General features: G+C 64.3%; 13 protein-coding genes and 1 pseudogene. 6 read left to right on the top strand and 8 right to left on the bottom strand.

Translation table 11 applies throughout. The features are described from left to right. Positions 1-104: 104 nt before the first annotated feature. Positions 105-335: pseudogene (locus JQ632_RS39645) on the bottom strand (hypothetical protein); the annotation flags it as partial. 100 nt (positions 336-435) lie between these two features. Between JQ632_RS39645 and JQ632_RS25515 the strand changes: the two are divergent. Continuing rightward, positions 436-1,401, top strand: a complete 966-nt coding sequence (locus tag JQ632_RS25515) for an ABC transporter substrate-binding protein (RefSeq protein ID WP_212405339.1) — start codon at positions 436-438, stop codon at positions 1,399-1,401. Between the two features lie 104 nt (positions 1,402-1,505). On the opposite strand, the gene JQ632_RS25510 is transcribed toward JQ632_RS25515, so the two are convergent. Continuing rightward, positions 1,506-1,778 carry a 2Fe-2S iron-sulfur cluster-binding protein gene (locus JQ632_RS25510; protein WP_409363514.1) on the bottom strand — a complete coding sequence of 91 codons (273 nt, stop codon included), beginning with the start codon at positions 1,776-1,778 and terminating at the stop codon, positions 1,506-1,508. Between the two features lie 4 nt (positions 1,779-1,782). On the opposite strand from JQ632_RS25510, the gene JQ632_RS25505 reads away from it, so the two are divergent. Continuing rightward, positions 1,783-2,649, top strand: coding sequence for a hypothetical protein (locus JQ632_RS25505; protein WP_212405338.1), 867 nt, complete (start codon positions 1,783-1,785; stop codon positions 2,647-2,649). A gap of 97 nt (positions 2,650-2,746) precedes the next feature. Here JQ632_RS25505 and JQ632_RS25500 read toward each other — a convergent pair whose 3' ends face one another. From JQ632_RS25500 to JQ632_RS25490, 3 genes are read right to left on the bottom strand one after another with little or no spacing between them, the layout of a single operon-like run. After that, the gene (locus JQ632_RS25500) at positions 2,747-3,727 is read right to left on the bottom strand and encodes a PDR/VanB family oxidoreductase (protein ID WP_212405337.1); all 981 of its coding nucleotides are present in this window, start codon (positions 3,725-3,727) and stop codon (positions 2,747-2,749) included. A 10-nt stretch (positions 3,728-3,737) separates the two neighbouring features. Further along, the gene (locus tag JQ632_RS25495) at positions 3,738-4,493 is read right to left on the bottom strand and encodes a GntR family transcriptional regulator (RefSeq protein ID WP_212405336.1); all 756 of its coding nucleotides are present in this window, start codon (positions 4,491-4,493) and stop codon (positions 3,738-3,740) included. A 2-nt stretch (positions 4,494-4,495) separates the two neighbouring features. Then, positions 4,496-5,542 carry an aromatic ring-hydroxylating dioxygenase subunit alpha gene (locus JQ632_RS25490; RefSeq protein WP_212405335.1) on the bottom strand — a complete coding sequence of 349 codons (1,047 nt, stop codon included), beginning with the start codon at positions 5,540-5,542 and terminating at the stop codon, positions 4,496-4,498. Between the two features lie 206 nt (positions 5,543-5,748). On the opposite strand from JQ632_RS25490, the gene JQ632_RS25485 reads away from it, so the two are divergent. After that, positions 5,749-6,294 carry a dihydrofolate reductase family protein gene (locus tag JQ632_RS25485; protein ID WP_212405334.1) on the top strand — a complete coding sequence of 182 codons (546 nt, stop codon included), beginning with the start codon at positions 5,749-5,751 and terminating at the stop codon, positions 6,292-6,294. Positions 6,295-6,311: 17 nt separating this feature from the next. Here JQ632_RS25485 and pgm read toward each other — a convergent pair whose 3' ends face one another. Then, positions 6,312-7,958: a phosphoglucomutase (alpha-D-glucose-1,6-bisphosphate-dependent) gene (gene pgm / locus JQ632_RS25480; protein ID WP_212405333.1), complete on the bottom strand. Its 1,647-nt coding sequence runs from the start codon at positions 7,956-7,958 to the stop codon at positions 6,312-6,314. Between the two features lie 267 nt (positions 7,959-8,225). Between pgm and JQ632_RS25475 the strand changes: the two genes are divergently transcribed. Together JQ632_RS25475 and JQ632_RS25470 are read left to right on the top strand one after the other, a co-directional pair. After that, positions 8,226-8,597, top strand: a complete 372-nt coding sequence (locus JQ632_RS25475; RefSeq protein ID WP_212405332.1) for a cytochrome c family protein — start codon at positions 8,226-8,228, stop codon at positions 8,595-8,597. A 133-nt stretch (positions 8,598-8,730) separates the two neighbouring features. Further along, positions 8,731-9,840, top strand: coding sequence for a S9 family peptidase (locus JQ632_RS25470; RefSeq protein WP_212405331.1), 1,110 nt, complete (start codon positions 8,731-8,733; stop codon positions 9,838-9,840). A 13-nt stretch (positions 9,841-9,853) separates the two neighbouring features. Here JQ632_RS25470 and JQ632_RS25465 read toward each other — a convergent pair whose 3' ends face one another. Together JQ632_RS25465 and JQ632_RS25460 are read right to left on the bottom strand one after the other, a co-directional pair. Continuing rightward, a complete protein-coding gene (locus JQ632_RS25465; RefSeq protein ID WP_212405330.1) occupies positions 9,854-11,155 on the bottom strand; it encodes a DUF6895 family protein in 1,302 nt (433 codons plus the stop codon). Positions 11,156-11,231: 76 nt separating this feature from the next. After that, the gene (locus JQ632_RS25460; protein WP_212405329.1) at positions 11,232-11,474 is read right to left on the bottom strand and encodes a hypothetical protein; all 243 of its coding nucleotides are present in this window, start codon (positions 11,472-11,474) and stop codon (positions 11,232-11,234) included. Positions 11,475-11,730: 256 nt separating this feature from the next. Here JQ632_RS25460 and JQ632_RS25455 point away from each other — a divergent pair, with 256 nt between their 5' ends. Then, positions 11,731-12,588, top strand: a complete 858-nt coding sequence (locus JQ632_RS25455) for a hypothetical protein (RefSeq protein WP_212405328.1) — start codon at positions 11,731-11,733, stop codon at positions 12,586-12,588. Positions 12,589-12,659 lie beyond the last annotated feature (71 nt).

The following is a 12,659-nucleotide window of genomic DNA, read 5'->3' as shown; positions in this document are numbered from 1 at the left end:
TCCGTCGATGGCCGCTTCACCTCGACGGAATCACGGTTCGCTCGGCTCCTCAAGACAGTTCTGCAACAAAATCGGCCCAGGGCCGACATGCGGCCATGTCGGCTTCAAGGTCGCCTTCCAGGAGCAGAGCGGACGCAACAGTACACGCCCCAGCTTGCTCGGACCGCATCCGCCCGGTGCAGCGTGTCCACGGTGATGGTGCCCCGCGCGCGAGACACACAGGCGCAGATCTTGGTGTTCTTGTGCTTCTGGTGATCGCTGAAGAAGACGTCGCGGTGATCGATTTCGCCCTCGACCGCGACGACGTCGATGGCACAGAGGCCGCATTCGTGTAGCAGGGCGTCGAGGACTACCAATCTCCAGCATGTTTTCGCGGCGATCTTCTCCCTTGCATGCTAAGGTTCCGGCCGGCTGACAACCTGCGTGGGGCGATCCATGAAGTTGACGATCACACGCCGCAAGGTTCTCGCGGGCTGCGTTGCTTTTCTGAGCACGGTTAAGGGCACCAGAGGACAGACCTTGCGTGTGCCCCGCGTTGCTATTGTGACGTCAGGCCCGGGCGACCGAATCCGGGATTGGATCAAAGATACCCTGAAAACTCTGGGTTACGAGGAAGGCAAAAACCTCGTCATCGATTTTCGCGAAGCCAACGGGCGTTATGCAGAGTTGCCCAGACTACTCGCCGAAGTCATCGCGTTTAATCCCGATGTAATCGTGGCCGAAGCCACGCCCGCTATTGCTGCGGCACAAAAGTTGACGACTACAATTCCCATCATCATGGCACCGTCGACCGACCCTGTCGGTCTCGGCTTTGTGCAAAGCTTTGCCCGTCCGGGAGGTAACATTACCGGCATTGCGAACATGTTCGATGACCTTACGGCAAAGATGTTGGATGTCGTTAAGCTCGTTTTTCCCCAAGCAAGGAAGCTCGGCATCCTTTCGTCAGCCAACCCCTCGCACCCGCCCCGGGTTGCGACCGCCATTCGAGCAGCCGGCGCAGTTGGCATCGTGGCAGAATCCTTCGTCGCACCAAATCCGGAAGACCTTGAAGGCGCTTTCGCCAATATGAAGGCCGCGCGCTGCGATGTCGTCTATGTCCTGGCCGATCCGCCGAGAGCGGCTCTCCCACCGCTTGCTATCAAATACAATTTGCCAGCGGTTTATCAGGTCAGTACCTATCCCGGGATGGGCGCCCTGATGGCTTACGGCCCCGACATCCACGACGTTTTTATCAGGGCCGCGCACTACGTCGATCGCATCCTCAAGGGTGGGCGTCCGGCTGAAATGCCTGTCGAGCAGCCTACAAAGTTTGTGATGGTCATCAACTTGCGAACCGCAAGAACCATGAACCTGTCTATTCCAGAGCGCGTGCTTTTGATGGCAGACGAGGTCATCGAATAGCGCCGTAGCCCGGATGGAGCGTAGCGCAATCCGGGACGAGCCTCGCACGGATGCACGATCCCCGGATTTCGCTGCGCTCCATCCGGGCTACACGCCCGCGCTCCTTACACCGCATCCGCCCGGTGCAGCGTATCCACGGTGATGGTGCCCCGCGCACGCGACACGCAGGCGCAGATCTTTGTGTTCTCGTGCTTCTGGTGGTCGCTGAAGAAGACGTCGCGGTGGTCGATCTCGCCGTCGACGGCGACGACGTCGATGGCGCAGAGGCCGCATTCGCCGCGCTTGCAGCGTACATCACCTCGTGCCTCGCGAGAGCTCTGCACCGCCAGTAGCCATTCGCAGGCCCTTGCTGCTAAGATTGCAGGCGATTGGTCCACAATTTTGGCTGTAGCGATCGTGAGAATCCTTCGGAGCCGCGCCAAGACGTTCGTTGTCGTCGGCTGGATCTTCTTTGTGGTATCGGTCCCTGTATGCCTTCTTATCGGAGGCGCTGCGGGGCTCGGCCTATTCTATTTCCCCGCGCACCCGCAGGCGACGTTGGATGCATATGATATTGGAGCCTCCAGAGTTGTTCTTGCCTCTGGCGCTCTGGCCGCAGTGGCATCGTCGTTTGCACTTGCCCTGAAGTTTCGAGCCACCGCATCAGTGTTGGTTCTTGTGATTTGGGGCACGGCCCTTGCTGGCACCCAAGTAGCCCGATCCTTTGTAGAACCCGGACCGGACTATTTCGAGCGGCATATCGGCTCGGAGGCTTTCCTCGTGCCTTGGCAGTACGCCGATTTCCGTGTTGGGGTACCGCCAGATAAAATGCCAAGTGAGATCGGCCTCACGATCGATCTCTGCTTGTCGAATCTCAAAGGGCGCGCCGACACTGACTGTCGCTTTATTCAACAGGTCCGCATTCTTCCGAACGAAGAAAGCGGCGTCGCTGATCCTGCCTTGAAGTCATGGCGCAAGTACCGATCTCAAATGAGTCCTGGCCCGGACCGTAGCGGGTATCAATCGTTTGACTTGCGCTATACGTTGCAAGCTGGCGGACCGACTCGCGTCGACCATTACTTCGCACGTCTGAATTCGAACGGAGAGCCCACGCGGCTTGTCATGTGTCGGCTCGATGACGCAAGGTTTTGTACCCACCGCGCGCTGGTGGGCAATTATTGGTTTCGGTACGAAGCAGATCTGAAGGACGGTGACGAAGCGCTAGACGCCAGGCTCGCGGCCCTGATCGAGTCGTGGCGGCGCAAGTAGGTGGGCATGATCAGCGGGACGATGCTCGGACAAAGCCGACATGCGGCCATGTCGGCTTGGAGCAAAGCGGACGTTTGTGAGTACGCGCCCTGCCCGCTCACACCGCATCCGCCCGGTGCAGCGTGTCCACAGTGATGGTGCCGCGGGCGCGCGAGACGCAGGCGCAGATTTTCGTGTTCTCCTGCTTCTGGTGGTCGCTGAAGAAGACGTCGCGATGGTCGATCTCGCCTTCAACCGCGACGACGTCGATGGCACAGAGGCCGCATTCGCCACGCTTGCAGTCGTACATCACCTCGTGGCCGGCGGCGTTGAGCACGTCGAGCATCGAGCGCTCGCGCGGGATCTCGAACTCGAGCTCTGTGCCTTTCAGGCGCACCCGGAAGGTCTCGGTCGGCAGCGTACCGCTGGAGCCAAAGGTCTCGTAGCGGAGATCTGACAGCGCATGCCCCGCGCCGATCCAGCCATGGCGCGCGGCGTCCAGCATTCGCATCGGGCCGCAGAACAGCGCCAAGGTCTCCTGCGGCAGTGAGGCGAACAGAGCATCGAGATCGAGCCGTTTCCCTTCCTCGCCGACATGTACGACCAGGCGGTCGCCGAGCAAGGCGGCGAGTTCGTCGAGATAGGCGGCATCGCTGCGCGACCGGACGGCGTAGTGCAGCGTGAAACTGGCGCCGCGGCGGGCCAGCACCTGCGCGGCACCGACGATCGGCGTGATGCCGATGCCGCCGGCGATCAGGCAGTAATGCCCGCGCGTCCAGTCGACCGACACCAGCGAAGCCGGTTGGGTGATCTCGAGCCGCGCGCCGGTTGAGAGCTGCCACATGTAGCGCGAGCCGCCGCGGGAATCCTCGGCGCGGCGCACCGCGATCTTGAGGCCGCGCGGATCGGCTTCGCCGACCAGCGAATAGGACCGCGTCTCCGGCTGGCCGTTGATGGTGACGGCGACGTTGATGTGGCTGCCGACGGGATAGGCGGCGGCGTTGAAATCGTCCGGCCTGATCAGGAATTCGCGGATTGCCGGCGACAGGTCGCGCGTCGCAACCAGCGTGGCCGGGGTCCAGGTTTCGATGAATCGCATGGCACTCCCCCTATATGGTCGCGGCGGTCGTGATCAGCGCCAGCGCCGGCAGCAGCTCGAGATGGGTCCGGTTGCGCAGCGCGAGCCGCAGATTGCGGCCGGCGAGCCGCGCATGCTCGCGCATCACGGCCTCGGCGCGCGCGCCCTCGCGGTTCTCGATCGCATCGATCACGATGCGATGATGGTCCTGCGCGATGATGAGGATCTGCTGCGCTTCCGGCAGTGCCGACTGCGCCATCACAAAACCGCTCGGCGAGGCGAACGGCAGCGCGGAGGCGCGGTCGATCTGCCGGATCAGCGGCGCGCTGCGCGACAGCTCCGTGAGCAGCGCGTGGAAGCGCGCGTTCAGCGCCACATAGGACGAGAACGCATCGACCGAGATCGGCACCTGCCGCAAAAGCTCGTCGATCGCGGCGAGACACTCCTTCAGCGGCTCGAGGTCGCGCGCGGTGACGCCGCGCTCGGCGGCAAAGCGTGCCGCGAGGCCTTCCAGCGTGCCGCGCAGCTCGATGGAATCGAGGATGTCACGCTCCGAGAACGCCTTCACCATGAAGCCGCCGGAGGGGATAGCCTCCAAGAGGCCCTCCTCCTCCAGCCGCACCAGCGCCATGCGCACCGGCGTGCGCGACACGCCGGTCGACTCCACCGCCTGAAGCTCGGAGATGCGCTCGCCCGGGCGCAAGCCGCCCGACAAGATCAGATCGCGCAACGCAAGCTGCGCCTTCACCGTCTGCGATACGGAGCGGTCGACCTCGCGCTCGGCCATGGTCACTCCGCGGCCTGGAGCTGCGGCGGGGTCTCGCGTTCGACCATCTTGTCGATCAGCCGCCGCGACCACATCGCGCCGGCGTCGATGTTCAGGTTGTAGAAGACGCGGTCCGGGTTCTCGTCCATGGCACGCTGCTGCGCCTCGAGGATCAGTTCGTCCTCGCGGAAGATGCCGGAGACGCCCTCGCGGATCTCGGTCGTGACCCGCTGGTCGCCAAGGCGATAATTGCGCGCGAAGGCCCAGAAGTAATGGCAGGTCTTCTCGGTCTCGGGCGTGATGGTGTTGAGTACGAAGCCGTTGACGCCCTGCGAACGGTCGCCTTCCGGCGCGCCGGTGCCGGCCGGCGCCACGCCGACGTCGATCGTGACGGTGCACGGCGCCTCGAAACGGATGATCTGCCAGCGGTCCACGAGACCCGACTTGCCGAGTTGCCTCGCCCAGAACGGCGGCGGCTCGATGTTCCGCATCCAGCGCGTCACCGTGACGGTCTTCTCGCCATGGGTGACGTCGAACGGGGCCTCGGCCACCGCGTCGTTGCCGATCGAGGAGCCGTGCACGAAGGTCTCGTGGGTGAGGTCCATGAGGTTGTCGACCACGAGGCGGTAATCGCATTTCGCGTAGATGGTCTTGCCGTCGCCGGTCCAGGCCGGATCGTCGTTCCAGTGCAGGTCCGGCACCAGCGCGGGATCGGCGAGCGCGGGATCGCCCATCCAGAGCCAGATGAATCGGTGGCGCTCGACGGCCGGATAGGCGCGGACGCAGGCGGACGGGTTGATGGTCTCCTGCGAGGGCATGAAGGTGCAGCGCCCCTGCGGATTGAATTTGAGGCCGTGATAGCCGCAGACCACCGTGTCGCCTTCCAGGCGCCCCTTGGAGAGCGGCACGAGGCGATGCCAGCAGGCATCCTCCAGCGCGACCACGCCACCGTCTGCCTTCCGGTACATCACCACATGCTTGCCGCAGATGGTCCTCGGCAGCAGCGCCTGCTTGACGTCGGCGTCCCAGGCCGCGGCGTACCAGGCATTCATCGGGAATGGTTTTGTCACGGCGTTCTCCCAGGTTAATTGGATACGGTATGTATACAGTATCAGACTATGTAGTAAAAATATGAGTATCTAAATACCTTTTTATCACTTTATGTATACATCAATTGCGATTGATAAAGAAACCGCGGGGCGGCGTCGGTTTCCGACACGCTCACTCGTCATTCCAATGAGGCGGCAGATGGGCCGGCGGAAAAAGGAGGCCGGCAATGGCCAAACTCGTCTTCGGAATGATGCAGTCGCTGGATGGCTATGTCGCGGGCCGGGCTGACGGCCCGGAGTTGCCCATGCCCGGCCCCATGCTTCATCGCCATTTCAACGATCACATCCGGGGTCTCGCCGGCTGCCTCTACGGCCGCCGCATCTACGAGATGATGCAGTATTGGGACGAGGATCGCTCCGAGTGGGATGCGATCGCGCAAGACTACGCGCAGGCGTGGCGGGCGCAGCCGAAATGGGTCGTGTCACGCTCGCTGAAGTCGGTCGGCCCAAATGCGACACTGATATCCGGCGACGTTGAAGCGTTCGTCCGACGGCTGAAGGCCGACGTCCAAGGCGACATCGACGTCGCCGGACCGGAACTGGCGGGGAGCCTGACCGACCTCGGCCTGATCGACGAGTATCGCCTCTATCTTCGCCCGTTCGTGCTCGGCGGAGGAAAGCCTTACTTCGCGGGAGCGCGGCCGCCGCTGCGCCTGATCGCAAGTGATAGGATCCCGGAGGACGCCGTCAGGCTGACGTTTGTTCCAGGCTGACGATTGGCACGTCGCCTCTACGCCCCGAACACCTTCGCGAGCCCAGCCTGGGCTTCCTGCTGGATCCGCTTCAGGTGATCGGTGCTGCGAAAACTCTCGGCGTAGATCTTGTACACATCCTCGGTGCCGGAGGGCCGGGCGGCGAACCAGCCGAAATCGGTCTCGACCTTGATGCCGCCAAACGGTTGGCCGTTGCCGGGCGCCTTGCTCATGGTGGCGCGGACGGGATCGCCGGCGAGCTCCTTGAGGCCGAGCTGCTCCGACGTGAGCGACTTCAGCACGTTCTTCTGCGGCGGAGTCGCGGCGACGTCGATGCGCGCGTAATGGGGCACGCCGAGCTCGGCCGTCAGGTCGCCGAAGAGCTGGCTGGGATCGCGGCCGGTCTTGGCCATGATCTCGGCGGCGAGCAGCCCGAGGATGATGCCGTCCTTGTCCGTGGTCCACACGCTGCCGTCGCGCTTGAGGAAGGAGGCGCCGGCGCTCTCCTCCCCGCCAAATCCAAAACTGCCCGTGACGAGGCCGTCGACGAACCATTTGAAGCCGACCGGCGTCTCCACCAGCTTGCGGCCGAGCTTCTTGGCGACGCGGTCGATGACCGAGCTACTCACCACCGTCTTGCCGATCGCGGCATTTGCGCCCCATTGCGGCCGGTGTGCGAACAGATAGGCGATCGCGGTCGCGAGGTAGTGGTTGGGATTCATCAGGCCGTTCGTGCGCGTCACGATGCCGTGGCGGTCGGCGTCGGTGTCGTTGGCGAAGGCGACGTCAAAACGGTCGCGCATCCCGATCAGGCTCGCCATGGCGTAGGGCGAGGAGCAATCCATGCGGATCTTGCCGTCCCAGTCGACTGTCATGAAGCGGAAGGTTGGGTCGATCGCCTCGTTCACGACCGTCGCCTTCAGCCCGTAACGTTCGATGATCGGATGCCAGTAATGCACGGCGGCGCCGCCGAGCGGATCGATGCCGATCGTGACGCCGGCCGATTTGACGGCCTCGAGATCGACGACACTGCCGAGATCGGCGACGTAGGGCGTGATGTAGTCGTGGAGGTGGACGCAGGCCGACTTGCGCGCCTTCGCATAGTCGATGCGTGCGACGCCCTTCATCCCATCGGCGAGATAGGCATTGGCGCGCTTCTCGACCACGCCGGTGACGTCGGTGTCGGCAGGCCCGCCATGCGGCGGATTGTACTTGTAGCCGCCATCCTCGGGCGGATTATGCGAGGGCGTGATGACGACGCCATCGGCAAGCCCGCTGTCCCGGCCCTTGTTGTAGCTGAGGATCGCATGCGAGATGACCGGTGTCGGCGTATAGCCGCCGGCCTGGTCGATCATGACGTTGACGCCGTTGGCGGCAAAGACCTCGACCGCACTGATGAGCGCAGGCTCGGCCAGCGCGTGGGTGTCGATGCCGATGAACAAGGGGCCGGTCAGCCCCTTTTCCGTTCTGTAGTCGCAAATTGCCTGCGTGGTCGCGAGGATGTGGCCCTCGTTGAAGGAGTTTTTCGGCGAGGTGCCGCGATGGCCCGAGGTTCCGAACGCCACCCGCTGCAACGGATCGGCCGGATCAGGCTTGCCCGCGAAATAGGCCGCAACCAGCCTCGGAATGTTGGCGAGCGCATCCGGTGAAGCCACCTTGCCCGCCGCGGGATTGACATCAGCCACCTGGAATATCCTCACATTTTTCAAACGATCGCCTCGGATACCATACCATCGGTGAAGCCCTCGCCAAGCCCGGCCAGGCCGACAACGCGCGCGCATCGCCGAACGATCCATCGGACAGAGCCGAAGCCGGTCTCGTACTTTGGTGCCGTATTTCGCTTGATGCAGGACAAGGTAGCCTGTCCGCGCCATGGGCACGCTGGCTCCGTTTCACGGAACGGCCGGGTCTTCCCGGATTTTGCCGGTCGTTTTCAAAGGAGCGGATTTGAGATGATCGGACGTCTGATAATCGTCGCGCTGCTGAGCAGCGCTGCATCAGCAGCCTTTGCTGCGGAGGGAGATGCGACCGCAGGCAAGGTCGTCTTCGCGCGAACCTGCCAGAACTGCCACGCAGTCGAGATCGGGGTGAACAAGGTCGGCCCGAGTCTCTGGAACGTGGTCGGCCGCGCGCCGGCCTCCGTTCCGGATTTCGCCTATTCGGACGCGATGAAGGCCAACAAGGATGTCTGGACCGCGACGGCGCTCGACGCCTACCTGGCCGACCCCCGCGGCGACGTTCATGGCGTCAAGATGTTCTTCAAGGGACTGCCCGAGCCCAGGGATCGCGCCGACGTCATCACCTATCTGCAGACGCTGAGATAGCCGAGCCCGCGGATACGACGCCGCCCCCGCAGGCAGGTTTCGCCCGACGTCATCGGACCGGGTCGCGCGCCCATTCGCCGCCGTCGCGCCGATTTGTTATGGTCGGCGCGACAGGGGCCTCGAATCACCATCCATGACCTCCGCGCGCCGGCTGCGAGTGATGCTGATTGCCTGGCTTGCTGTCGCGAGCGCACCGCATCGGGCCACCGCAGCCGAATTCTACACCGAGGATCTGCGCATCCCGATGGCGGCGGCCGGGCCGCCGGGGCTCGAGGCGTTCATGGTGCGGCCCGCGCCTTCAAGGCGCTATCCGCTCGCCCTGATCAGCCACGGCACGCCACGGGCCTTTGACGACCGTGCGACGATGTCGGCGCGCAAATATTATGCGATCGCGCTCGAATTCGCCCGCCGCGGCTTTGCCGCGCTGATCGTGCTACGGCGGGGCTACGGCACCTCCCCCGGCGGAAGGGCCGACAGCTATGGCACCTGCGCCCGCGCCGACTACATTGCTGCAACCGCCGTGGCGGTCACCGATCTGCGCGCGGCGATCGATGCGATGCTGCGGAGGGACGACATCAGCCCGAGCGGCATGATCGCGGTCGGGCACTCCGCCGGCGGGCTCGCCACCATCGCGCTGACCGCGCAGGCCCCGCCGGGCCTCGTCGCCGGGATCAATTTTGCCGGCGGCCGCGGCTCGTCCAGCGACAACAATGTCTGCAATCCGGACGCGCTGGTGCAGGCCTTCGGTAATTTCGGCAAGACCTCGCGCGTGCCGACGCTGTGGGTCTATGCCGCCAACGACATGTACTTTGCCCCGAGCCTCGTGCATCGCTTCCGCGACGCGTTCCGGAGCAATGGCGGCAATGCGAATTTCGTCGACGCGCCGGCCTTTGGCGAAGACGGCCACTTTCTCTACTCCACGACCAGCCGGCCGCAATGGACCCCGTTCGTCGACGCTTTCCTGCGCGAGCAAAAACTCGCGCCGCGGGAGATCTTGAGCCCGCCGGATCGGCTGCCGGTGCCGGGCCAGCTCTCGGAGAGTGGCAAAGCCGAGTTCGCGCGCTATCTCGCCAGTATCTTGCCCCACAAGGCTTTTGCCATCTCGCCGAAGGGCGCCTTCGGCTGGCGCTCCGGACGTGCGAGCCCGGCGGACGCGCAAGCCGATGCGCTCGCGGCGTGCGGCAAATGGGCTGATGGTTGCAGCCTCTATGCAGTCGACGATCGGCTGGCGCGCCGGCCGTGACAGGCCCCTGTCGTCAACGGTCGGGCGCGACCAGCGCGCCCATGCGCGTCAAGAGCCCGGCGGCCTGCGCGCACAGGGTGGTGTCGGCGAGGCCATGCGTGAGGGCCATTTGCAGCAGGCGCGCCATTTGCACGGCATCGCCCTTGCGGCTCGACTGCATCAGGGCGACGTCGAGCAGGAACGGCGCAAGGGCCGCTTGCTCGTCCGGGCGCAAGGCGGCAAACACCTGCTCCCAATGCGCTGATCCCGCCGGGATCCGGGCACGCAGATCGCCGACCAGCGACATCGAATAGGCCGGCCCGGTTGTCGCGTATGGCGAGGCCATGCCGGGCTTCAGCGCAACCGCGCACAGCATGCCCATGACGTAAGCCGTGTGATAGGAGGTGGCGAGCGCGCATTTGGTCCTGTCGTGGCCGTCAAGCCGCAGGAGCTGGCTCGACGCCGAGCGGCCCGCCGGCAGGAAGCCGACCTTGTCCTCGAGCGAAGCGATGACGCGGAAGCCGAACGCCGCCGCCGGGCTCCAGCTCGTCGACAGCAGCGGCCAGGCCATCAGCGCTTCGGCGGCGAGGTCGTAGTCCTCGATGACCAGCGCGCGGGCGAGCACGGCGGCGGACTCGTCGAGGAATTCGTGCGCGGGACGCGGCAGGTTGCCCTGCCGGTTGCCGAAATCGGTGTAGTACATCGCGGCATGGGTGTGGGCGTAGGCATCCTCCCGGGTGCCGTTGAGGAGATCGATGGCGCGGCCGAGCGCCGTCTTGCGTGCGACCTCCGCAAAGCCGGGCCGCGGCGCTTCGTTGCGCCACAGCGCCTCGAGCCACATCAGCTCGAGCTCGCGATATGGCACCACCTCGTGACTCCCGCTCACAGACGATGTGGCGCTCTCGGCGAGAAGCGCGTCGAAACGGGCATCGCCCCGGCCCAAGGCGCCGAGCAGGATGTGCGGGGTTGCGAGTTGCAGGCAGACCGAGGGATAGCGCACGACATCCCATCGCATCCGCTGCGAGCGGGCGTGCGGAGCGAGATCGTCCATCGCCGCGTCGAACACCTCTCGAAGGGCAGGATCGGCGGCGTGCCGGCCAGCCGTGTAGAGCAGCATGGCGGTTTCCGCGAGCGGCTTCTCGGCGGCAAAATTGCCGTCCGGATGATCCGATCCGTCAAACCCGTCGGTGCCGAGGAATTGCACGGTGCGCCCGGCAATCCGCAAGGCGAGGTGCAGGCGCTGGAGAAGGTTCTGGCGAAACTCCGCCTGGTGCGGAGCGGATGCGTGACTGAGAAGGCGATCTAGCGCGGCCTTGTGATCGTGTGGGTTCTGCATGGGCGCCTCGATGCGAGGGAACTTAAGCCGATGGTCCATTCGAGCGGCAAGGCCGCGCTAGAACGATGCGGCGGCGTCAGCGGCCGCCGGTGACCTCGCCCCGCATCACGGCCGGGTCGAGCTCCTGGATCACGCTCACCTGCGGCGGAATGCAATAACGGATGAAGCGATGGCCGATCACGAAGCCAAACTCGCCGTCGCTGGCGCTCGCGATGCTGGTGCCGTTCTCCGCGACGAACTTGCCGAAAGCGCCGAAGTCGAACACTTTCGAGCCGAGGAACTTGCGGACGATCTCTTCGCGGTCTGCAGCGTTGCTCATGATTGCCTCCTTGCGGTTGGGTGGATCGATGCGGCTTCATCTGTCGGCCGGCACCGGCGCGGACGATGACGCGATCTACCCGCAAGGCGTGTGACCTACCTTACATTTCAAGATTTATTTAGAACAACCTCCACGCTCGCACCATAATCGCGCGCAGATTGCAGATCTGCTACCCTGCGCTGTAGTCGGGTCGGAATGCCCCCGGCCCGCGACCATTGCCATGACTGCGATACTTCAAGAATTTGAAGGAACCGACATGAGCACAGATCGCGACAACGCTCTCAATCTCCTTTTGGCCTCACATGACACGCTCGGTCGAGCCGCCGTGATCGCAAGGCGCAGCGCCGACGAGCTCGGCGCAAAGGTCACCGCCGCCGAACGGGCGCTGACCGACCTTGAGGACGCGGCAACCGCGCCGAAGAACGCGCCCGACGCGCAGCTCGCGCCGGCGATCGAGCAGGCAGTGACGCTCACGACCGGGATCATGAAGAACATCGAGACCCTGCTGCCGGCCGGCACGCCCGTCTCGTCGCTCGGAAGCCCGCTCGACGAATGGAAGGAGTGCCGCAACACCATCGACCGTTGCGACAAGCTCCTGGTCGACATTCGCAAGACCGGATTCGGCTTCATCACCGCAGTGGTCGGCGCAGCCACCTTCGTCTTCAGCGTCACGACGCATTCCGCCAATCTCACCAAGAGCTGGCTGCTCTGCATGCTGGTGATTCTGATCATCGTGCTTTACGCGATCGATCTCGCGCATCAAACTTGGCTCAACCAGGCCGTCGAGCGCGCCAAGACACTGGAGCGCGGTCCGCTGCAATTCCAACTGACCCAGAACATCGCCAGGGAATTCGCGGCGTCCCAGAGCATCAGCCTTGGCGTCGCCCTCTATGTGCTGCTGCTGGTGTCGGCCTGCATCATCTTCCAGGTCTCGATCCCGCTCTCGGAGGAGAGCCCGTTCAGTGCGGCGCGAGTCAATATCTACGGCGCTCTTGCCACCGGCCTCTTCGCCATCGGCGGCGGCACGCTGATCGCGGTCAAACGATGGTCGATTCTTTGGGGATTCGTCGTCTTGTTTGCCCTCGCCTGCTTCATCATCGTCCGGATCGTATGAGAGCGTCGCAAGGGCACTCGGGAGCTCGTTCACGGCCGGCGCCGGGCAAGCCCGGCGCCGATCCACCGCGT

The sequence above is a fragment of the Bradyrhizobium liaoningense genome, from assembly GCF_018130955.1.
Lineage (GTDB): Bacteria > Pseudomonadota > Alphaproteobacteria > Rhizobiales > Xanthobacteraceae > Bradyrhizobium > Bradyrhizobium liaoningense_C.
The sequence above is the reverse complement of the archived record's forward strand: the minus strand, read 5'-3'. Positions and strand labels throughout refer to the sequence as shown.

Coding starts and splice junctions, on each gene's coding strand:
- JQ632_RS25515 (WP_212405339.1), top strand. CDS start 436: ATGAAGTTGACGATCACACGCCGCAAGGTTCTCGCGGGCTGCGTTGCT.
- JQ632_RS25500 (WP_212405337.1), bottom strand. CDS start 3,727: ATGCGATTCATCGAAACCTGGACCCCGGCCACGCTGGTTGCGACGCGC.
- JQ632_RS25495 (WP_212405336.1), bottom strand. CDS start 4,493: ATGGCCGAGCGCGAGGTCGACCGCTCCGTATCGCAGACGGTGAAGGCG.
- JQ632_RS25485 (WP_212405334.1), top strand. CDS start 5,749: ATGGCCAAACTCGTCTTCGGAATGATGCAGTCGCTGGATGGCTATGTC.
- JQ632_RS25475 (WP_212405332.1), top strand. CDS start 8,226: ATGATCGGACGTCTGATAATCGTCGCGCTGCTGAGCAGCGCTGCATCA.
- JQ632_RS25470 (WP_212405331.1), top strand. CDS start 8,731: ATGACCTCCGCGCGCCGGCTGCGAGTGATGCTGATTGCCTGGCTTGCT.
- JQ632_RS25465 (WP_212405330.1), bottom strand. CDS start 11,155: ATGCAGAACCCACACGATCACAAGGCCGCGCTAGATCGCCTTCTCAGT.
- JQ632_RS25460 (WP_212405329.1), bottom strand. CDS start 11,474: ATGAGCAACGCTGCAGACCGCGAAGAGATCGTCCGCAAGTTCCTCGGC.
- JQ632_RS25455 (WP_212405328.1), top strand. CDS start 11,731: ATGAGCACAGATCGCGACAACGCTCTCAATCTCCTTTTGGCCTCACAT.